Annotated in this window: 20 protein-coding genes; 11 read left to right on the forward strand and 9 right to left on the reverse strand. The window is 72.2% G+C overall.

Annotation, left to right across the window (positions count from 1 at the left end; translation table 11 throughout):
- Window positions 1–240 precede the first annotated feature (240 nt).
- Entirely contained in the window at window positions 241–816 is a 576-nt protein-coding gene (locus ABD296_RS01235) for a helix-turn-helix domain-containing protein (protein WP_344260368.1), read from the reverse strand.
- A gap of 51 nt (window positions 817–867) precedes the next feature.
- On the opposite strand from ABD296_RS01235, the gene ABD296_RS01240 reads away from it, so the two are divergent.
- On the forward strand, window positions 868–2,424 hold the full coding sequence (locus ABD296_RS01240) for a methyltransferase domain-containing protein (RefSeq protein WP_344260370.1): 1,557 nt from the start codon (window positions 868–870) through the stop codon (window positions 2,422–2,424).
- A 30-nt stretch (window positions 2,425–2,454) separates the two neighbouring features.
- Here the strand turns inward: ABD296_RS01240 and ABD296_RS01245 are convergent, their stop codons facing one another.
- A complete protein-coding gene (locus ABD296_RS01245) occupies window positions 2,455–3,411 on the reverse strand; it encodes an esterase/lipase family protein (RefSeq protein WP_344260372.1) in 957 nt (318 codons plus the stop codon).
- A gap of 252 nt (window positions 3,412–3,663) precedes the next feature.
- On the opposite strand from ABD296_RS01245, the gene ABD296_RS01250 reads away from it, so the two are divergent.
- Both ABD296_RS01250 and ABD296_RS01255 read left to right on the forward strand, forming a co-directional pair.
- Entirely contained in the window at window positions 3,664–3,993 is a 330-nt protein-coding gene (locus ABD296_RS01250; protein WP_344260374.1) for a DUF3040 domain-containing protein, read from the forward strand.
- 140 nt (window positions 3,994–4,133) lie between these two features.
- Window positions 4,134–5,549, forward strand: a complete 1,416-nt coding sequence (locus tag ABD296_RS01255) for a GDSL-type esterase/lipase family protein (protein ID WP_344260376.1) — start codon at window positions 4,134–4,136, stop codon at window positions 5,547–5,549.
- A 23-nt stretch (window positions 5,550–5,572) separates the two neighbouring features.
- Here the strand turns inward: ABD296_RS01255 and ABD296_RS01260 are convergent, their stop codons facing one another.
- From ABD296_RS01260 to ABD296_RS01270, 3 genes are read right to left on the reverse strand one after another with little or no spacing between them, the layout of a single operon-like run.
- The gene (locus ABD296_RS01260; protein ID WP_344260378.1) at window positions 5,573–6,385 is read right to left on the reverse strand and encodes a maleylpyruvate isomerase family mycothiol-dependent enzyme; all 813 of its coding nucleotides are present in this window, start codon (window positions 6,383–6,385) and stop codon (window positions 5,573–5,575) included.
- A complete protein-coding gene (locus ABD296_RS01265) occupies window positions 6,382–7,089 on the reverse strand; it encodes a DsbA family oxidoreductase (RefSeq protein WP_344260380.1) in 708 nt (235 codons plus the stop codon). Before ABD296_RS01265 ends, ABD296_RS01260 begins: the two co-directional genes overlap by 4 nt.
- Complete coding sequence (locus tag ABD296_RS01270; protein ID WP_344260382.1) at window positions 7,086–7,712, reverse strand: TetR/AcrR family transcriptional regulator; 627 nt, start codon at window positions 7,710–7,712, stop codon at window positions 7,086–7,088. Before ABD296_RS01270 ends, ABD296_RS01265 begins: the two co-directional genes overlap by 4 nt.
- A gap of 92 nt (window positions 7,713–7,804) precedes the next feature.
- Here ABD296_RS01270 and ABD296_RS01275 point away from each other — a divergent pair, with 92 nt between their 5' ends.
- Both ABD296_RS01275 and ABD296_RS01280 read left to right on the forward strand, forming a co-directional pair.
- Window positions 7,805–8,278 carry a MarR family winged helix-turn-helix transcriptional regulator gene (locus tag ABD296_RS01275; protein WP_344260384.1) on the forward strand — a complete coding sequence of 158 codons (474 nt, stop codon included), beginning with the start codon at window positions 7,805–7,807 and terminating at the stop codon, window positions 8,276–8,278.
- Window positions 8,265–9,479 carry an epoxide hydrolase family protein gene (locus ABD296_RS01280; RefSeq protein ID WP_344260386.1) on the forward strand — a complete coding sequence of 405 codons (1,215 nt, stop codon included), beginning with the start codon at window positions 8,265–8,267 and terminating at the stop codon, window positions 9,477–9,479. The genes ABD296_RS01275 and ABD296_RS01280 overlap by 14 nt, the downstream gene beginning before the upstream one ends.
- Before the next feature lie 51 nt (window positions 9,480–9,530).
- Here ABD296_RS01280 and ABD296_RS01285 read toward each other — a convergent pair whose 3' ends face one another.
- Window positions 9,531–10,064, reverse strand: a complete 534-nt coding sequence (locus tag ABD296_RS01285) for a TetR/AcrR family transcriptional regulator (protein WP_344260388.1) — start codon at window positions 10,062–10,064, stop codon at window positions 9,531–9,533.
- Between the two features lie 309 nt (window positions 10,065–10,373).
- Here ABD296_RS01285 and ABD296_RS01290 point away from each other — a divergent pair, with 309 nt between their 5' ends.
- On the forward strand, window positions 10,374–11,957 hold the full coding sequence (locus ABD296_RS01290) for a GMC oxidoreductase (protein WP_344260390.1): 1,584 nt from the start codon (window positions 10,374–10,376) through the stop codon (window positions 11,955–11,957).
- A 116-nt stretch (window positions 11,958–12,073) separates the two neighbouring features.
- Window positions 12,074–12,358 (forward strand): hypothetical protein, encoded by a 285-nt coding sequence (locus tag ABD296_RS01295; RefSeq protein WP_344260392.1) that lies wholly within the window; start codon window positions 12,074–12,076, stop codon window positions 12,356–12,358.
- A gap of 52 nt (window positions 12,359–12,410) precedes the next feature.
- Here ABD296_RS01295 and hpnH read toward each other — a convergent pair whose 3' ends face one another.
- On the reverse strand, window positions 12,411–13,427 hold the full coding sequence (gene hpnH / locus ABD296_RS01300) for an adenosyl-hopene transferase HpnH (protein WP_344260394.1): 1,017 nt from the start codon (window positions 13,425–13,427) through the stop codon (window positions 12,411–12,413).
- A gap of 105 nt (window positions 13,428–13,532) precedes the next feature.
- Between hpnH and ABD296_RS01305 the strand changes: the two genes are divergently transcribed.
- Window positions 13,533–14,147, forward strand: coding sequence for a TetR/AcrR family transcriptional regulator (locus tag ABD296_RS01305; protein WP_344260396.1), 615 nt, complete (start codon window positions 13,533–13,535; stop codon window positions 14,145–14,147).
- Between the two features lie 61 nt (window positions 14,148–14,208).
- Here the strand turns inward: ABD296_RS01305 and ABD296_RS01310 are convergent, their stop codons facing one another.
- A complete protein-coding gene (locus ABD296_RS01310; RefSeq protein WP_344260398.1) occupies window positions 14,209–14,409 on the reverse strand; it encodes a hypothetical protein in 201 nt (66 codons plus the stop codon).
- A 166-nt stretch (window positions 14,410–14,575) separates the two neighbouring features.
- Window positions 14,576–15,505 carry an alpha/beta hydrolase family protein gene (locus ABD296_RS01315; protein WP_344260401.1) on the reverse strand — a complete coding sequence of 310 codons (930 nt, stop codon included), beginning with the start codon at window positions 15,503–15,505 and terminating at the stop codon, window positions 14,576–14,578.
- A gap of 178 nt (window positions 15,506–15,683) precedes the next feature.
- On the opposite strand from ABD296_RS01315, the gene ABD296_RS01320 reads away from it, so the two are divergent.
- The 3 genes from ABD296_RS01320 to ABD296_RS01330 all read left to right on the forward strand — a co-directional run bounded on the left by ABD296_RS01320 (window position 15,684) and on the right by ABD296_RS01330 (window position 19,390).
- Window positions 15,684–16,061, forward strand: coding sequence for a MerR family transcriptional regulator (locus ABD296_RS01320; protein ID WP_344260403.1), 378 nt, complete (start codon window positions 15,684–15,686; stop codon window positions 16,059–16,061).
- 58 nt (window positions 16,062–16,119) lie between these two features.
- Window positions 16,120–17,715 (forward strand): class I adenylate-forming enzyme family protein, encoded by a 1,596-nt coding sequence (locus ABD296_RS01325; protein WP_344260405.1) that lies wholly within the window; start codon window positions 16,120–16,122, stop codon window positions 17,713–17,715.
- A gap of 85 nt (window positions 17,716–17,800) precedes the next feature.
- Window positions 17,801–19,390, forward strand: coding sequence for a phosphodiester glycosidase family protein (locus tag ABD296_RS01330; RefSeq protein WP_344260408.1), 1,590 nt, complete (start codon window positions 17,801–17,803; stop codon window positions 19,388–19,390).
- Window positions 19,391–19,522: the final 132 nt, after the last annotated feature.

Raw genomic sequence — 19,522 nt, forward strand, 5'->3', positions numbered from 1 at the left:
ACTGTCTCCTTCTGAATCGTCGCATTCCGGCGCTCACGCGCCCGCCGGAAAGGCGGCCGTGGAACGGCGAAGTGCTCGATGTCGTCGGGGATGCGGAAGAGGCCTTTGCCGGCGGGACGGGCATCGCCCGCCGACCGTCGGCAACCGGTCGGACACTAAGATACTCACGGGAATCTAAGAGGGGAAGGGGTATCCCGAGGTCTCGTCGACTCGGGCGCCCGACCTGCGGAAGCGGTGTGGCTACCGCGGTGCGGAGCGGGCGCGGAGGTGGGCGCGTTCGCCCTGGTGACCGAAAAGAATGAGCACCTCGACCGGGGTGGAATCGTCGCTGTCGAACCAGTGCGGCACGCGGCAGTCGAATTCGGCCGCCTCGCCCTCGCTCAGCACCATGTCGTGCTCGCCGAGGAGCAACCGGAGGCGGCCGTGGAGCACGTACATCCACTCGTGGCCCTCGTGGCTCCGCTGCTCGGGGGGACGGCGGCGCGGCGGGATGATCACCTTGTGCGCCTGCACGCCGCCGGCCTGGCGGGTCAGCGGGATGAACGTCATGCCGTTGCGCTGCACCGGGCGCAGGTGGATGCGCGGGTCACCGGTCGGCGGCGCGCCGATGAGCTCGTCGATCTGCACGCCGTACGCCCGGGCGAGCGGCAGCAGGAGGTCGAGCGCGGGGCGGCGGTGGCCGGCCTCCAGCCGCGAAAGCGTGGACACCGAGATCCCCGTTTCGGCCGCCACGTCGACGAGCGTCCTCTCGCGCTGCCTGCGGATCGCGCGGAGCCGGGATCCGACCGCGGCCAGCACCTCGTCCGTGTTTGCCATTTCTGCAAATTTAATTGATCGTCCTGTCGGCGGGAACCGATGGTGGTCGCCATGACACAGAAATTCGATGTCGCGGTGCTCGGCGGCGGCACCGCCGGGCTGAGCGGCGCGGTCGTGTTGAGCCGCGCGCGGCGTTCGGTGGTCGTGGTCGACGCCGGGTCGCCGCGCAACGCGTCCGCCGAGGCCGTCCACGGCTTCCTGTCCCGCGACGGGATCAGTCCGCTCGGGCTCGTCGAGATCGGGCGCGCGGAGGTCGAGCGGTACGGCGGGCTCGTCCTGCGGGCGACGGCCGACGCGGCGCGCAGCACCGACGACGGGTTCGAGGTGAGCCTCGACGACGGCCGGTCCATCACGGCGCGGCGGCTGCTGGTGACGACCGGCCTCACCGACGAGCTGCCCGGCCTCCCCGGGCTGGCGGAGCGCTGGGGCCGCGACGTGATCCACTGCCCGCACTGCCACGGCTGGGAGTCGCGCGACAAGCCCATCGGAGTGCTCGCCACTCACACCGAGTGGGCCGTTCGCCAGGCGCTGTTGTTCCGGCAGCTGACGTCCGAGGTGACGTTCTTCCAGCACACCGCCCCGGCGCTGACCGAGCAGCAGGCGGCCCAGCTGACCGCCTGGGGCATCGGCGTGGTCACCGGGCCCGTCGACTCGCTGGAGGTGGCCGGCGACCGGATCACCGGCCTGCGGCTGGCCGACGGGACGACCGTGGCGTGCGCGGTGGTGGTGGCCCCGCCGCGCGTGGTGGCCAACTCGGGGATGCTCACGGGCCTCGGTCTCAAGCCGACCCCGCATCCGATGGGCATCGGCGAGTCGATCGCGGCCGACCCGGCCGGGCTGACCGAGGTACCCGGGGTGTGGGTCGCCGGCAACGTCACCGACCTCATGGCGCAGATGATGAGCTCGGCCACCAGTGGCGCGGCCGCTGCCGCGGCGATCAACGCCGACCTCGTCGCCGAGGACACGCGGCTCACCCTCCGCCTGCTGTCCGGCGACTACTGGGAAAAGCGGTACGGCTCGACGGAACGGGTCTGGAGCGGCGACCCCAATCCGCAGGTGGTCGCGACCGCCGCCGGCCTCCCGTCCGGCACGGCCCTGGACGTCGGCAGCGGCGAGGGCGCGGACGCGATCTGGCTCGCCTCGCGCGGCTGGAAGGTCACCGGGGTCGACCTGTCCCAGGCCGCGCTGGACCGCGCCGCCCGGCACGCCGCCGACGCCGGCGTGGACGTCACGTGGCAGCAGGCGGACGTCAAGACGTGGGATCCCGCCCCGGCGCGGTACGACCTGGTGTCGGTCCAGTATGTGCACCTGCCCCGGACATTGCGCGAGGCCATGTACCGCCGGCTGGCCGCGGCCGTCCGCCCCGGCGGGACGCTTCTCGTCGTCGGCCACCACCCCGCCGACCTGGAGGTGGCGACGCTCCGGCGCCCGCGCCTCCCCCACCTGATGTTCACGGCCGAAGACGTCGCCGCCGCGCTGGACCCGTCGGCGTGGGACATCACCGCGTCGGCCCCCGAGCGCGCGGCCACCGACCCCAACGGGCAGCAGATCACGCTCACCGACGCGGTGCTGCGCGCGGTACGCCGCGCGCCCGATCGACCGCTCTGACGACCGTTCGGCCGCCCGTCGCGGGGCTGGTCAGATGTTCGGGCCGTAGCCGGTGCAGTTCGGGGTGAAGTCCGGTTCGTCAGGGCCGATGGCGTTGAGGATGATCTGCATGACCGGCCCGTCGAGCGTTATCCCGGAGTGGCTCACGGGGTCGTCGGGGCACAGGTCCTGCAGCAGGATGTTGGTGGAGTCGCCGCCGTGCAGGAACGAGTTCGTCAGCGGGGTGACGGTGGTGTCGTGCGAGGTCGCGATCGTCAGGTAGCGGACGCCGGGGACGGTGTCGCCGTCGGCGAACAGCGCCTTCTGGAAGTCGGAGCCCTCCTCCTGCTCGGGGTAGGTGGGTGCGCCGACGAACCGGTAGACGTCGTTGACGAGCCCGAGCACGTTCAGCGACCGGCCGATGTTGACCAGGCCCTGCATGGTGGTGCCGTGGTTGGTCGGCACGAGACCGACCATCGTGCGCACCTTGGCGGCGCCGCCGAGCCGCTTGATGTAGTAGTTCGGCATCATGCCGCCCTGCGAAGCGCCGACCACGTCGACTTTGGCAGCGCCCGTCTCGGCGAGCACCCTGTCGACGAACGCGCTCATGGTGCGGGCCGACTCCGCGACCTCGCCGAGCCCGTAGATGTGGCCGAGGGTGAGGGACGTCTCGCCGTAGTTGAACCCGTAGACGCAGTACCCGGCGTTGGCCAGGGTGGGCGCGATCATGGCACCGGCCGAGCCGAGGTTGGACGTCGTGCCGTGCACGATCACCACCGGGTGGGGGTGGTCGGCGGACGGGCGGCACGACCAGTCGTTGGCGCCGGGCGCCGCGTCCGGGCTGAAGAGGAAGTTGCTGATGGAGGTCGCCAGGTCGCCCACCGGATAGGTGGTCGGCGCGGCGGCGGAGGCGGGTCCGGGCGCGGAGGCGATCATGACGGAGCAGGCCGCCAGCGCGGCCGCCGCGAGGCGTCGCGGCAGAGGTGGCTTCCCTAGGGCAAGTTTCATAAGAACAACAGTATCTATTTGAGACGCGCCCGGCTGTGCAGGATGGTGACAACCGGCCGGGCGCGCGTTCGTCGCCGACGACGGCACCGGGCCGGAAGGCAACCTCACCACCGGAGCACGCTTGCGTCCCCTCCCGCCGTTCACCTGCGCCAACGTCTTTGCGCAGTGCAATGGTTGCCCTATCTTTGGGCCTCATGAGTCAGGACGGCGCCCGCCGGCGGCGCCTGGCACCCGAGCGAAGGCACACCGGTCATGAACCTGTCGATTCGTGAACGCCTCATCCTGCGAAGGATCGAACGGGAGCTGCGATCCCGCGATCCCGCGCTCGCAGCGCTCCTCGAGATGCACGGGGGCGAATCACCGGCGGAGGGCGCGCCCGCGGGGCCGTCGCCGCAGGAGCTGCCCGCCTGGTGGCTGATGGGTTTCGCGTTGTGCGTCATCGCCGCGATCGTGCTGCTCGGCCGCTACTCACCGGTGCCGCCGGGCACCTGGTACCCGCCGTCGGCGCCCGACAGCCCCGCCGCCCCGGTCGGGCCGAACGGCCAGCGGCAGGCGCCGACCCTGAACCTCCGTCCCGGCTGAGGCGGACGGTGGCGGCCGTCACCACCGTCCGGTGAACGGAGGGCGAATCTTCGGCGCCGGGAAGGGGAAGGAGTGCTACGCCCGATCCCCTACCAGAGACCCGAGAGATGCAGCTGATCAAGTCCGGTAAGGATCGGACGGTGACCGGCCGCCCCGGGCCGTCGTCCGGCTGGCGCCGCCGGCTCAGGATCCTCCTCAACGCGGTGGTCTTCCTGTTCCTCTGCGGCCTGTCGATCTGGCTGGCCGTGCTCATCACCCCCATGCAGACGGTCGAGGCGGCCGGGCAGACCGTCCAGGTCGGTGCGGCGTCCCCCCGCCTGTCCGGTTCCGGCCCGGGAGAGGTGGACCTGTTCGGCCAGACGATCGAGACCCGCCCGCAGTTCAGCGGCCCCATCCGGCCCCGCCTCAAACTCACCCACATCACCCTCAACGCCCAGGTCAGCCAGTTCGCCCGGGACGGTGACCACGGCACCCTCCAGCTGAGCGCCCGGCTGACCGGCGGATGGCGCCGGTACCTGCTCTGGGAGACGCTGATCGCGGCCGGCTTCGCGGCGCTGCTGATCGCGGCGGCGACGGGCTGGCAGCGCCGGCCGGGCGGGACGAAGGTCAAGGTCCTGGCGGCGGGCGTGCTCTGCGTGCTCGGCGCGAACTCGGTCTGCGTGTACCTGCTGGCCTCCAGCACGCCGAAGGTGCTGAAGAGGGTCGACTCGGTCGAGGACCTCGTGGGGCGGGCGCCGTCCTCCCCCGTCCGCCCGGCGCGGGGCCCGGTCCTCGACGACGTGAACGCCGTCGTCATCGGCGACTCCACGGCCGCGGCCATGGGCAACCCCCTCGTCGACGACCCGGAGGCCCTCGACCGGGCGTGCAAGCGCAGCCGCGACTCCTACGCCGTCTACCTCGCGCAGACCAACCGGTGGAACGTTCTGAACCTGGCGTGCAGCGGCGCCACGGTGGCGGCCGGGGTCCTGGACGTCCAGAACGTCGGCGACCAGGTCGCTCCGCCGCAGCTGGCGGTCGCCCAGCGGGCGATGAAGGCCTCCGTGGTCATCGTCAGCATCGGCGCCAACGACGTGCGCTGGGCCGAGCTGACCAAGCTCTGCCTGGCCGCGAAGGCCTGCGACGACCGGGCCTCCACCGCCTACTACCAGCAGCGGCTGGACGCCTTCGCCAAGGACTACTACGACCTGCTCGGCCAGTTGAAGCAGCTGCCGCAGCACCCGACCGTCCTGGTCAACCAGTACTACGACCCGTTCGGCGACGACGCCGGCTGCCTGAAGCCGCAGGGCGTCGACCAGAGGATGGCCGACGCGCTCCGGGGCCGCCTGGCGGACATGAACGCACTGCTGGACAAGGGGGCCCGCGCCTTCGGCTACCGCTCCGTACCGCAGCACTTCTCAGGTCACGGCCTCTGTTCGGAGCGCCCGTTCGTCCAGGGCACGGGCGCCGAGGCGCCCCTGCATCCCACCGCCGCCGGCGAGCTGGCCATCGCGCTCGCCGACCAGCAGGCCCTGACCTCGTCCGCCCCGCAGGCCGCCCCGGCCTCGCCCAACCCTTGAGCGGCCTTCGCGCGGGCGCGGAGTCAGATGGTGAAGGCCAGGTTGTCCACGACGCGGCGGCCGAGTTCCCGGTCCCCGCCGACGTCCACGGAGTCGGACGGGGCGGGACGGCCGCCGCACAACCGCAGGAACAGCGTCGACGGCAGACGCAGGGTCGTGGTCGCCGGGTCCGTTGAGGCGGGCACGAGCCGTGCACGGCCGTCGACCTGGACGGTCAGGGTCCGCCGGACGGGTCCGGTGAGGTCGATGACGACGGTGCTGCCGTCGGGGGCCGCGGCGCGCTTGCCGACGACGTAGCCCATGGTGCGGGCCGCCTCGTCGAGCGCCGCCTCGGCCGCCGGACCGTCCTCGTTGCCGGGCCGGCCGGCGGCGGCGCGGAGGTCCTGCTCGTGCATGTAGCAGTCGTAGATCCTGATCTGCATGAACCTGCCGTAGGTCGCCTGGCCTGCGGGAGTCCAGCTCGGCGCGGCGAAATCCGCGTCGGTCATCCGGGCGAGCATCTCGGCCCGGCGGGCGGTGATGTCGCGGAACCGCGCCAGCATCGCGGCGGGTCCCTCCTCGCGCAGCGCCGCGACCCACTGCTCGTTGAAGGCCGCGATGTCGTTGCGGACGTGGGGCAGCGCCGCCACGTCGACGCCGGAGTCGGGCGTCGCCTCACCGGCGAGCATCGCCTCGGTCCCGATCAGGTGGGACACCACGTCGGTCACCCGCCAGCCCGGCAGGCAGGTCGGGGTCTCCCACTGCTCGCCCGCAAGGCCGGTCAGCAGCCGGTCGAGCTCCTCCCACTCGCCGACGAGGACCTCGGTCACCTGTTTCCTGTCGGGATCCTGGCTCATGCCTTGCCGCCCTTCCGGGAGTCGTCGGGGAACTCGATCACTTCGCCGCGGTCGATGCTGACCCAGTCGCGGCCCGCGAGGTAGGGCTGGAGCGCCCGGTGGATCCGCTGCCGCTCGGCGGCGCCCTTGGGCCGCTGGATCTCGTACAGGTCGGGGAACTCCAGCATCCCGGTGACGACGTCCCAGAGCCGGACGGCGCGTTCGCCCGCGGGCGGGTCGATCAGCACCGGCCCGAACAGGCACTGGCCGCCGGGGAAGAACAGCGTGGGGACGCCGTAGCCGCCGGCGTCCAACACCCGCCGGTGGTCGGCTCGCACGTCCTCGTGAGTGCCGGCGTCGGCCAGGGCCTCGTCCAGGACCGAGGCCCCGAAGCCCAGCTCGTCGAGCAGCCGCCGCGCGACGTCCGGGTCGTGCGGCTTTCCGCCGCGCTCGTGCAGCTCCGCGCCGATCCGGGCGTACCAGGCATCGAGGGCCGCCATGTCGCGCCGCCGGAGCAGCGCGCCGATCCGCATCAGCGACCACCCGTACGACCACGACCGCTCCCACGGATGCTTCTTGCCCTCCGCCCGGTTGACCTCTTCCAGGCTGAAGAACCGCCAGTTCACCTCGACGCCGAGCCGTGCGCGCACCTCGCGCAACCAGACCGAGGTGGCGTAGGCGAACGGGCACATCGGGTCGAAATGAAAGTCGACGGCTGTGGTCATGCGCCCTCCCGGAGATTGGCGGCGATCACCTGGTGCAGCGCCCGGGGGATCTGCGACGCGTCCGACCGGCCGGTCTTGGCCAGCAGGATCATGCCCTGGAACTGGGCCACAAGGATCTTGGGCAGAAGGCCGGGGTCGACGCCGTCGCGCAGCACGCCCTGGTCGGCGGCCACCCGGCACAGCACCGCCAGGCGCCGCTCCCACTCGGCGAACACCGCGGCGAGGTGCTCGCGCAGGACGTCGTCGGTGGTGGCCAGCTCGGCGGCGAGGTTCCCGAACGGGCAGCCGACGACCCGCCCGAACCGGGCCTCGAACCCCGTCTGGATCTCCCCCACCGCGTCGGCCATCGCATGCAAATGCGCGGCCGCGTCCACCGCACCGCCGGGAGCCGGCGCCGTCACGGCGGTGGCTTCGTCGAGGCGGGCCCACAGCGCCGCGGCGTGACGGTCGATGACCGCCTTGGCGAGGTCGGACTTGCCCGGGAAGAAGTGGTAGAAGCTCCCCCGGCGAACGTCGGCCGCCGAGCACAGCTCCTCCACCCCCACCGACTGGTAGCTGCGGGTCAGGAACAGCCGCGCGGCGCTCCTGACCAACCGCTCACGCGCGTCGCTCGTCCTGGGCACGCCCCCACCGTCCCTGATAGTTGACCGGTCCGTCAAGTAGCCCGGCCACCGGGCGCTTGCCGATTTATATCAATGTTCGATACAAATACGGGGTGGCGTCGACTCCTCCGCCGGACGGCGGGCTGGACGTCGATGAGCTGGCCTCCGCGATCGTGGACTTCAACGGCCACTTCATCCGGCTTCCGGCCGTCCGCAGGCTCAACTTCTCGGCTCTGTCGGTCCTGCACACGCTGGCCCACCGCGGCCCGCTGCGGCTGACCGACCTGCTCGCGACCGAGCAGCTCAAGCAGCCCGCGCTCACGAGCCTGGTGGCGAAGCTGGCGGCGGAGGGGCTGGTGGCACGCCGCGCCGATCCGAGCGACGGCCGCGCCGTCCTGCTCTCGCTGACCGAGGAGGGCGGGCGGATCGTCCGGTCGCGGCACGCGGACCGGGTCGCGCGGCTCGCGCGGCTCGTGGCGCACCTGGACGAGCACGAACGCCGGGCGCTCGCCGACGCGATCCCCGTCCTGGTGCGCCTGACCGAGATAGCGGCGAGCGGAAACGAGGAGGAACGTGTCGCCCCTTGAACCGGCACCGATCCATGTACCTGACGACGTGCTCGACGACCTGCGCCGCAGGCTGACGGCGACCAGGTGGCCGCTGGACGAGGGCAACGACGACGGCCACTACGGCGTCCGCCGCTCCTACCTCCAGGAGCTCGTCGAATACTGGGCGGACGGATACGACTGGCGCGCCGCCGAGCGCGCGATCAACGCCTACGAGCACTACCGCGTCGAGATCGACGGGGTCCCCGTCCACTTCATGCGCCGGCCCGGCGCGGGCCCCGCCCCGACGCCGCTGATCCTCAGCCACGGCTGGCCGTGGACGTTCTGGCACTGGTCGAAGGTCGTCGACCCGCTCGCCGACCCGGCCGCGTACGGCGGCGACCCCGCCGACGCGTTCGACGTGATCGTCCCGTCCCTGCCCGGCTTCGGCTTCTCGACCCCGCTGACCCGGCCGGACATGAACTTCTGGAAGATCGCCGACCTCTGGCACGAGCTGATGACCGGCGTGCTCGGCCACCGCAGGTACGCCGCCGGAGGCTGCGACGTCGGCGCCCTGGTCACCGGCCAGCTCGGCCACAGCTACGCCGACGAGCTGTACGGGATCCACATCGGCTCCGCGTTGAGGCTCGACTTCTTCGAGGGCGACCGCGCCTGGGACTTCACCGGCGGCCGGCCCCTGCCCGACGACCTGCCGCCCGCCGTCCGCAAGCGGGTCCTGGAGCTGGAGCGGCGGTTCGCCGTCCACCTCGCGGCGCACGTCCTCGCCCCGTCCACGCTGAGCTACGGGCTGGCCGACTCCCCGGTGGGCATGCTCGCCTGGATCCTGGAGCGCTGGATGAAATGGTCGGACAACGGCGGTGACATCGAGCGGGTCTTCAGCAAGGACGACCTGCTCACCCACGCCACGATCTACTGGGCGGGCGGCGGCATCGACACCTCGATCCGCACCTACGCCAACAACAACCGCTACCCCTGGACGCCGTCCCACGACCGGTGGCCGGTCGTCGAGGCGCCGACCGGCATCACCTTCGTCGGCTACGAGAACCCGCCCGGCGTCACCACGAGCGAGGAACGGGTGGCGAACTTCCTCGAAAGCGACCGCGCGGCCTGGTACCGGCACGTGAACATCACCGCCCACGACCACGGCGGCCACTTCATCCCCTGGGAGGTACCGGACGAGTGGGTCGACGACCTCCGCCGCACCTTCCGCGACCGCCGCTGACCGCCCGCATGCCCCAGGACGAGCCGGGGGCGGCCCGAGGGCGGGGCCGGCTCACGGGCGGGGGGCCGGCGGCAGCCCGAGGGCGGGCGCGACCACATGGTCGATGTAGCCGTCCAGGAAGTCGAGGTCGACGGTGTCGCCGAGGTCCATCCCGCTGCCCAGCGTCCCTATCAGCATGTACTTGACGTAGGGGAGGGCCGGGCAGCCCGCGGCGACCTCGCCGCGGCCGACGGCGCGCGCCAGAATGACGTCCAGGGCGGCGAGGCCGGGAGTGATGACGGCCTGGCGGACGGCCTCCATCAGCCGGGGGTCGCGGTGGACCGCATGGACCATCGCCCGGTTCATCCCGCGGTCCATCGCGGACATGACGTGGTACTGGGCGATGTACGCCTTCAGGTCGCCGCGCAGGTCCCCGGTGTCGATGCCGTCGACGTCCAGGGGGCCGAGCGCCCGCACCGCCGCGATGACCAGCTCCGGTTTGCCGCCCCACTGCCGGTAGATGGTGGCCTTGCTCATCCGGGCCTCGGCGGCGACCGCCTCCACGCTCAGGGCCTCGTACCCGACCTCGCGCAACCGGTCGAGCACGAGCGCGAACAATTCGGCTGCGCGCTCGGGCGAGATACGGCTCCGCCTTTTGACCGCGCGGTTGGCATCCGGGCTCACATTCTCTCCGGCGGATCACTCAGTTCGGTTAGTAAACACGGCGCGCTCCGCTCCCTACCATAGGCACACCTTAAGAGAACGGTGGCGTTTCGCTAAGGAGCGGCACCGCACGCACGCTCCCAGGAGCGGGCACGCGGCGACGAGGCCGCGGGTCCCCTTCCCCGGCCGACGAAGGAGCGTACGCCACGGGAGGCCGCCCGTGAACCCCCCGCTCGACCGAACGGAGTGACCATGCCCGAACTGAGCCGCCGCTCGCTGCTGGCCGGCGCCGCCGCCACCGCCGGACTCGCCATGACCGGGACGCCCGCGGCCCGGGCCGCCGCGCGGCGCCGCACGCCCGTGACGCGTTCGGAGGAGCGCGTCGTGATCATCGGCTCCGGTTTCGGCGGGGGCGTGGCGGCCCTCCGCCTCGCGCAGGCGGGCGTGGAGTGCCTGGTGCTGGAGCGCGGCGTCTGGTGGCGCACCGGGCCGAACGCCGAGACGTTCCCGCACCCCTCCTCCCCCGACAAGCGGATGTTCTGGCTCGGCTCGACCCCGACCATCTTCGGCATCTCGGCGGACCCGTTCCCGCACTACACCGGGCTGCTGGAGCAGGTGCCCGGCAACGGCATGGACATGATCGTGGCCGCCGGCGTCGGCGGCGGGTCGCTGGTCTACCAGGGCATGACGCTGCAGCCCGCCGAGAACGTGTTCAACGCCAACCTGCCCGAGCAGCTCGACTACGCCAAGATGGACCAGGTCTACTACCGGCGGGTCGCGCAGATGCTGCAGATCGAGACCGCGCCGGACGAGCTGGTCAACAGCACGACCTACAAGCCCGCGCGGGTGTTCGCCGACCACGTCCGCAAGGCCGGCTACGACGTCACGAAGATCCCGATGCCGATCGACTGGACGTACGCGCTGCGCGAGCTGAAGGGCGAGATGAAGCCGTCCTACACCAACGGCGACTGCGCACTCGGGGTGAACAACGGCGGCAAGCACTCGGTGGACGTCACCTACATCGCCGCCGCGCAGGCCACCGGCCGCGTGACCGTCGCGACGCAGCACAACGTCACCGACGTCGCGATGGCGAAGGACGGCCGCTGGGAGATCCACGTCGACCGCATCGACACCGACGGGACCGTCCTGGAGAAGAAGATCATCACCGCCAAGGCGCTCGTCATGGGGGCCGGGACAGCCGGCACCACCAAGCTGCTGATGCGCGCGTCGGCGAAGGGCCAGATCCCCGACATGCCCGACGGCCTCGGCGCCGGCTGGGGCTCCAACGGCGACCGCATCTACCTGTGGAGCGACTTCGCGGACGACTTCGGCGCGCCGCAGGGCGGCCCGGTCGTCTACGGCACCTTCGACTGGGACGACCCGGACAACGCCAACACGATCATCCAGGCGTCGATCCCGCCGATCGGCGGCGACATCCGGTCCACGATGATGGTCGGGTACGGCGTCAGCAAGGGCCGCGGCACGTTCGTCTACGACTCCGGCAAGGACGACGCCGTCCTGCAGTGGCCCAAGGGCGCCGACGACACGCTCTACAAGCGCATCAACGACCGCGCCAACAAGATCGCCGGCCAGGGGTCGTTCCTCACCGACACCACCGGCATCTACCCCTCCACGTGGCACCCGCTGGGCGGCGCGTCGATGGGGACGGTCTGCGACCTCGCCGGCCGCGTCCAGGGGCATCGCGGGCTCTACGTGCTGGACGGCGCGCTGCTGCCCGGCACCGCCGCGGCCTGCAACCCGTCCATGACCATCGCGGCGGTCGCGGAGCGGGCGACCGACGATCTGATCGCCAAGGACGTGGGCACGGTGTTCTAGGGACCAGGGGCGGCGGCCTCGCCGGGGCGGCGCGGCGGGCGCCGCCATCCCTGGACTTTCCCAATCCGGGAACGCCCTTGGAACTGTCACAGGCCTTCCCTGGGAATCACCCCGCGGTGGCCACACCCATGTACACCACCGACCGGATTCCCGACGACCAGAAGGGCGTCACCACCCTCGCCGTCCGGGCCGGCCGGCCCGGCGCGGACCCCGCCACCGCGCTGGACAACCTCGAGCGCGCGGCCGCCGACCTCCGCCCCGACGCCGTGCTCGGCGTGCGCCTCCTCATCGTCCCGGAGGTGACGGGCCGCACCGACTTCACCTCGGAGGACGTCATGCGGGTGAACACCCAGGTCTGCTACGTCGCCTACGGGACGTGCGTCCGCCTCGAAAGCGAATGAAGCCCTCGCGTCGCCGAACCGGTGGGGCGCGCCCCGCCTGACCGCCGGTGGTTCAGGCGCCGGGGGTGGGCACGCCGACGGCGCGCAGCGACTCCTTGAGGGAGCCGAGCGTGGCCAGGACGGCGGAGGGCTCGTAGCCGCAGTGCGCCATGCAGTTGTCGCAGCGGGGGTCCTTGCCGCGGCCGAACTGGTCCCAGTCGGTGGTGTCGAGCAGTTCCTGGTAGGTCTCGGCGTAGCCGTCGGCGAGCAGGTAGCAGGGGCGCTGCCAGCCCAGCAGCGAGTAGGACGGGATGCCCCAGGGGGTGCAGGCGAAGTCGCGCCTGCCCTCCAGGAAGTCCAGGAACAGCGGGGAGTGGTTGAGCCGCCAGCGGTCGCGCCGTCCGCCGGCGAAGGCCTCGGCGAACAGTTCCCGAGTCTGCTCCACGCCCAGGAAGCGGTCCTGGTCGGGCGCCTTCTCGTAGGCGTAGCCGGGTGAGATCTCCATCCGGTCGACGCCGAGTTCGTCGTTGAGGTAGTCGAGCACGTCGACGACGGTCTGCGGGGAGTCGGTGTTGAAGAACGTGCTGTTGGTGTAGACCTGGAAACCGGCCTGCTTGGCCTGCTTGATCGCGGCGACGGCCTGGTCGAACACGCCCTTCTTGCTCACCGCCTCGTCGTGGCGGTCGGCCAGCCCGTCGATGTGCACCATCCAGGCGAAGTCGCGGTGCGGCCGGAACTTGTGCAGGTGCTTGGGCAGCAGCACGGCGTTGGTGCACAGCACGATGAACTTGCGGCGGGCGAGGAGCTCCTCGACGATCCGGTCGATCTGCGGGTGCATCAGCGGCTCGCCGCCGGCGATCGAGACCATCGGCGCGCCGCACTCCTCCACCGCGGCGACGGCCTGCTCCACCGGCATCCGCTTCTTGAGCAGGTGGGCCTCGTGCTGGATCTTGCCGCAGCCGGCGCACTTGAGGTTGCAGGCGAACAGCGGCTCCAGCTCCACCAGCATGGGGAACTTCTTCCGGCCGCGGATCTTCTGCTGGAGCAGGTAGCGCCCCAGCTTGATCGACAGGTGCAGCGGCAGGCCCATGGTCTCCCAGCTCCTTCGGCGAGACGGCGGCCGCGGACGGCCCCGATGAGCGGACACCAGGGCCCGTACCCCGTACATACAGGTTGTATGTACGAGGATGCCTGTATGACCAACTCGCGCCGCCAGGAGCACACCGCCGACACCCGCGCAGCGCTGCTGGGCGCGGCGCGGCGGCTGTTCGCCGAGCAGGGGTACGCCGGGACCGGCACCGAGGAGATCGTGGCCCGGGCCCGGGTGACCCGGGGAGCGCTGTACCACCACTTCCGCGACAAGGCCGACCTGTTCGCGGCGGTCATGCGCACGGTGGCCGGCGAGCTCGCCGAGCACCTCATCCAGCAGCAGCTGGCCGGGCCCGGCGGGCGGCCCGCGGGGCCGCTGGACGAGCTGCGCTCCGGGTTGCAGGCCTACCTGGACGCCTGCCTGGACGGCGACTTCCAGCGCATCGTGCTCGTCGACGGGCCCGCCGTGCTCGGCCCGGCCGCCTGGAACGAACTGATCGACCAGCACGGCCTGCACCTGCTGCGCGACTGGCTGCGCCAGGCCGTCGCCGACGGGCAGATCGCCCCGCTGCCGGTGGACGTGCTGGCGCGGCTGCTGGCCGCGCTCATCGCCGAGGCCGGCCTCTACATCGCCCACGAATCCGACCCCGCGGCCGCCCGCGACAAGGCCGGAGTGGCCCTCGATCACATCCTCCGAGGCCTGGGCCACACCCCGGAGTAAGGGCACGTCGGCCCGGATCGCGCGCCCGGGCGGGTCGCTTCACCGCCCGGGCCCGCCGCTTCTACGGGGTGGCCTCGTCGGTGGCCCTCCGGGCGCCCTTCTCCTCGATGCGGCGCCGTTGGCGCTCCACGTTCTCCGGCGTCGGATCCTGCCCTTCGGCCATGGCGAGATCCTCCGGATCGACCGGCGTCTCCGAACCGGTCCGCAGCGTCGGGCGCTCCGGCCGCCGTCCCTCCGGCCGTCCTTCGGTGCTGTCGGTCATCGGACCCACTCTCCTCGATCGGTCGTCGGTCGCGATCTGTCCCGCCCTACCCGCCGGGCCGCCGCCGACACTCCCGGACGGCCGTCGCCGTGCAGGCCAGGAGGCGTTCGCGCGACGGAGCGCCCGTTCCCGATCCGGCGCCGCACGGTCGCGAGCGACCGCTGTTTCATCGGGATTCGATGCGGCCCAATGGCGCGGTGCTCTCCGCGAGTTCCTTTCGCACCGCCGTCCAAGCGGCGTCCTCGATGCCGAGCGCATGGCGGAGGTAGGCCCACGTCGCCCGCTGGACGAGGGCGACGCGCTCGGGGTTCTCGTCCGTCGTCTCCCGCGCCTCGTATCCGGCGATGCCGCCGAGCGAGTGCTCCCCGCCGAACAGGGTGAGCAGGCTCTTGTCCCCCGGGCTCAGGAAGTACGGGTCGGTGAGCCATTCCGGTCCCCGGACGGACAGCGGGAGGTCGTCCTTGTCGCCCGCGACCACGAGGGCCGGCGTGGTCATGTTCGCGAAGTCCGGGTTCATGAAGGGGAAGTGCTCGGCCGCGTACGGTGTCAGGTCGGGGCCGCCCTTTCCGGCCGTGGCGATCAGCACGCCGGCGCCGACCCGTGAGTCGGACAGGTCCTCCCCCTCCCCGCTCACCGGGTCGAGGACGCGCAGGCCCAGCAGGTTGCCCGCCGTCTGGCCGCCGAAGGAATGCCCGGCCGCGGCGATCCGGCTCCGGTCGAGGCGGCCGCTCAGGCCGGGAACGGCGGACTCCAGCAGATCGAGCCGGTCGAGAACGCGCTTCATGTCCTCGACGCGGTAACGCCAGATCCGCGGCGTCCGGGGATCGTCCTGCGCGAGTCCCACCGTCCTGGAATCCAGGTGGGTTGGCTGGATCACCGCGAATCCGTGCGCGGCCCAGAAGTCGGCCAGGGGGCCGTAGCCGTCCAGCGACGAGCCGAAGCCGTGCGACAGGACGATGATCGGCAGGTCGGTGCCCGTCACCGGCGCGGAGACCCTGACCCGCAGATCATCGCCACGGCCCGGCGCCTCCAAGGTCACCGGCTTGACCGAGACGATGGGAGCGGGGGCGATCGTCGCCGTTTCTCGTGCGTTCATTAATTCTCCTCGACGTTTTATAAATGGTTTGGCACGGCTAGCGCGAATGGCACAGAAAGCCGGTCACGGCCGGGTCCTTTGCTTCGGCCGAAGGCGTGGGCCGTTCGTGGACTACGCTAAAACCTGACGTTGACGTGAGAGGCAAGGGCTGTGGCGCGGGCCACATCGGGGAGGCGCGATGCGCATCGGCGCACTCGCCGCGCGGACGGGTGTCAGCGTCCGGGCGCTGCGGTACTACGAGGAGCAGGACCTGCTCACCTCGCGGCGCAGTCCCAGCGGGCAACGGCACTACCCGGACGGCGCGGTGGACCGCGTCGAGTTGATCCAGGAGTTGTACGCCGCCGGACTGTCGAGCCGGTCGATCCTGGAGCTGCTGCCGTGCGTCGTGGACGGTGAGGCCACACCGGAGCTGCTCGATCGGCTCTCGACGGAACGCGACCGCATCGACGGCCAGATCGGCGATCTGGTGAGCGCCCGGGACAGGCTCGACACCGTCATCACCGCCGCGACCGCGAACCTGCGCACGGGACGGCACTGCAAGAACCCGGAGGGGTGATCACTCCTAGAATGGCCGACTTCGGGCCGCCGGCCCGCCGGACTCCGAGGAGGCGCCCGTGACCCGTCCCTTCGACCGGGAGACCGTTTCGGCGTACCGGGCCGCCCGGTGGTGGGGAACCGAGACCGTCGCGGACCACGTCCGACGGCAGGCGGCGCGGCGTCCCGGCGACGCCGCCTACATCACCGCGGACGCGACGCTGTCGTGGGCGCGGTACGAGGAGAATTCGACGCGGCTGGCAGCCCACTTGGCTGGGCTGGGCCTGGCGCCGGGCGAGCGGGTGGCGGCGCTGCTTCCGGACGGGCCCGCCTGGCACGTGACGGCCGTCGCCGCGGAGAAGGCGGGGCTCGTGCTGGTCGGTGTGGGCGCGCGGGCGGGCCGCCGCGAGCTGCGGTCCCTCCTGGAGCGGACCGGCTCGAAGGCCCTGGTGGCGCCGCCTGATCACCGTGGCGAGCCGTCGGCGGACCTGGTCGCGGAGCTGCGCGCGGACGGCGCCGACCTCGCCCACCACGTCGTCGTGGACCGGCTCGGCCTTCCCGGCGACCCGCGCGAGGGCGACCTCACCGGCCGCGCGCTCGGCCCGGACGACCTCGCCATCATCAACTCGACCTCGGGCACGACCGGGCTGCCCAAGTGCGTGTCCCACACCCAGAACCGCTGGTTCTACTTCCACGAGCTGGCGCGGCGGGCCGGAGCGCTGACACCGGCGGACGTGTTCATGGGGGCCGTCCCGTCGCCCTTCGGGTTCGGGCTGTGGACGGCGCACTTCTCCCCCGCGGTGCTCGGGGTCCCGACCGTGCTGATGGAGCGGTTCGACGCGCACGCCGCGCTCGACCTGATCGAGCGGCACCGGGTCACCGTCCTGCACTGCGTGACGACGCAGTTCATCATGCTGCTGAACGCGCAGCAGGAGAAGAAGCGCGACCTCGGGTCCCTGCGCTGCATGTTCACCGGCGGCGAGGCCGTCCCGTACGAGCGCGCGGCGCGGTTCGAGGAGGCCACGGGCGCGAAGGTCCTGCAGTTCTACGGCTCGAACGAGACCGGCGCCCTCAGTCACACCGCCCTGGACGACCCCCGCGACGTCCGGCTTCGCACCGCCGGGCACGTCATCCCGGAGATGCGGGTGCGGCTGTTCGACCCCGCGGACGGGTCCGACATCACCGGCAGCGGCCGGCCCGGCCAGCCCGGCTGCAAAGGGCCCGCGACCTCGCCCGGCTACTACGACGACCCGGACGCCGACCGCGCGCTGTTCACCCCCGACGGCTGGATGCTGATGGCCGACATCGTCGAGATCGACGAGGCCGGCCGCCTGCGCGTGGTGGGCCGGCAGAGCGACCTGATCATCCGGGGCGGCAAGAACATCAGCGCCGCCGCCGTCGAGGCGGAGGTGGGCACCCACCCGGCGGTCGCGCTCGCCGCCGCCGTCGCGATGCCGGACGAGGTGTTCGGCGAGCGCGTGTGCGTCTACGCCGAGCTGCGCCCGGGGACCGCGCTCGACCTGGAGGGGCTCACCTGGCATCTGGCCGAGCGCGGCGTCTCGCGCGAATGGCATCCCGAACGGCTCGTCGTCCTCGACCGGCTGCCCCGCTCGTCCGGCGGCAAGGTGGCCAAGGGGGAACTGCGCGCCGACATCCGCCGTCGCCTCGCCCGCTGAGCCGCGGGATCGTCCGGCACGCCGGGGGCGCGAATGATCATCCGCTGTCCATGCCCGCGTCACCGGCCATGACGATCATGACGGCATGAGACGTCCCCTTCTCGCCGCCCTCTCCACGGCGGCGCTCTCCGCGATGGCCGCGACCGCGCTCGCCGCCCCGCCGGCCACCGCCTCCGCCCGCACGTCCTCCCTCCCCCTCGGACCCGCATCCCTGCACGAGCAGCGCGAAACGCGGCAGCTCGCGCCGGGGGTCACCCTGACCTCGATCGTCCGCGGTGAGAAGTCGGCCGCCGACGTCTGGACGCTGCACGTCCGCCTGTCCGTGCCCGGCAACGCTTCCGCCGTGATCGCGCCCAAGGCGACCGCCGAGGACGCCGCGCGCCGCCTGGAGGCCGCCGGGTTCCAGCCGCGCGTCGAAGCCGTGGACGGCCCGCGCTTCGCCGACGTGCGCGCCGGGACCGTCGGTTACGTCGTCCGGATCGGCCGGTACGCGGCGGAGGCCGACGCCAAGAAGGACCTCCCGGCCCTCACCGCCGCCGGATTCTCGGCCGGCACGTCCTACACGGCGCAGGACGGGACGGCGGCGACCGGCCCGTGGCGCCTGCACGTGATCACCGTCGACCCGCGCCGGTTCGGGGGCCGCGTGGTCTCCTCCGTCGGCGGCACGCTCACCACCATGGACAAGGTGTCGGACCTGGTGCGCTCCAGCGGCGCCGTCGCCGGCGTCAACGGCACCTACTTCACCTCCGGCGGCAAGGGCGGCTCGGCCGGGCTGCACGTGCTGGACGGCGAGCTGACCAGCGAGGCGAACAACGGCCGCACCGCGATGATCCTGCCGCAGGACGGCCGCGGCGTGCGGTTCGCGCAGCTCGGCACCGACCTGCGCGTCCGGGCGCAGGACCGGGCGAACCGCGAGCTCGACGGCGTCGACCGGCTGCCGGGGCTCGTCGACAACTGCGGCGGCGTGGGCGGCGACCTGCCGACCGAGCGCCCGCAGCACGACGTGACCTGCACCGATCCCGACGAGCTGGTCGCCTTCACCCCGGTGTACGGGGCGTCGAGCCCGGCCGGGGCCGGCGTCGAGGCAGTGCTGGACGCCTCCGGGCGCGTGACGGAGCTGCGCGAGTCGCGGGGCACCGCCATCCCGGCGGGCGGCCGCACCGTCCAGGCGATCGGGACGGCCGCGGACTGGCTGCGCTCCCACGCCCGTCCCGGCACGAGGCTCGCGTTCTCCGAGCGGGTGCTCGACCACGGGCGCCCGCTCCGGCTCGCCCCCGGCACCTCGATCCTCGGGGCCGGTCCGCAGCTCGTGCGGGACGGCCGGGTCTGGGTCGACGCCTACGCCGACGGGCTCGTCCACACCGGCGACGACCAGTCGTTCTACTACAACTGGGTGCTGCGCCGTAACCCGCGCACCATGGTCGGCGTCGACCGGCGGGGGCGGCTGCTCATGGTCGCGGCGGACGGCCGCGCGCCCGGCTACAGCGAGGGCCTGTCGATCGAGGAGGCCGCGAAGGTCATGAAGTCGCTCGGCGCCGTGCAGGCCATGAACTTCGACGGCGGCGGCTCCACCACCATGGCCACCGCGGGCGGCGCCCTCGTCAACCGCCCGTCCGACGCCGCGGGCGAGCGCAGCGTCGGCGACGGGATCCTGCTCCTCCCCGGCCGCGGCTGATCCCTTACGCGAGACGGCGGCCCGGCCGTTCCCGATCGCGCCGACCGCATCCGCCGAAGACGCGGATGTTGTCGCACCCTACAAGATTCATTGGTTCCCGATCGGAACGGCCGGGCCGCCGGTAGCGTTGTC

Origin of the sequence: Actinomadura napierensis, from assembly GCF_039529375.1 — a bacterium.
GTDB lineage: Bacteria > Actinomycetota > Actinomycetes > Streptosporangiales > Streptosporangiaceae > Spirillospora > Spirillospora napierensis.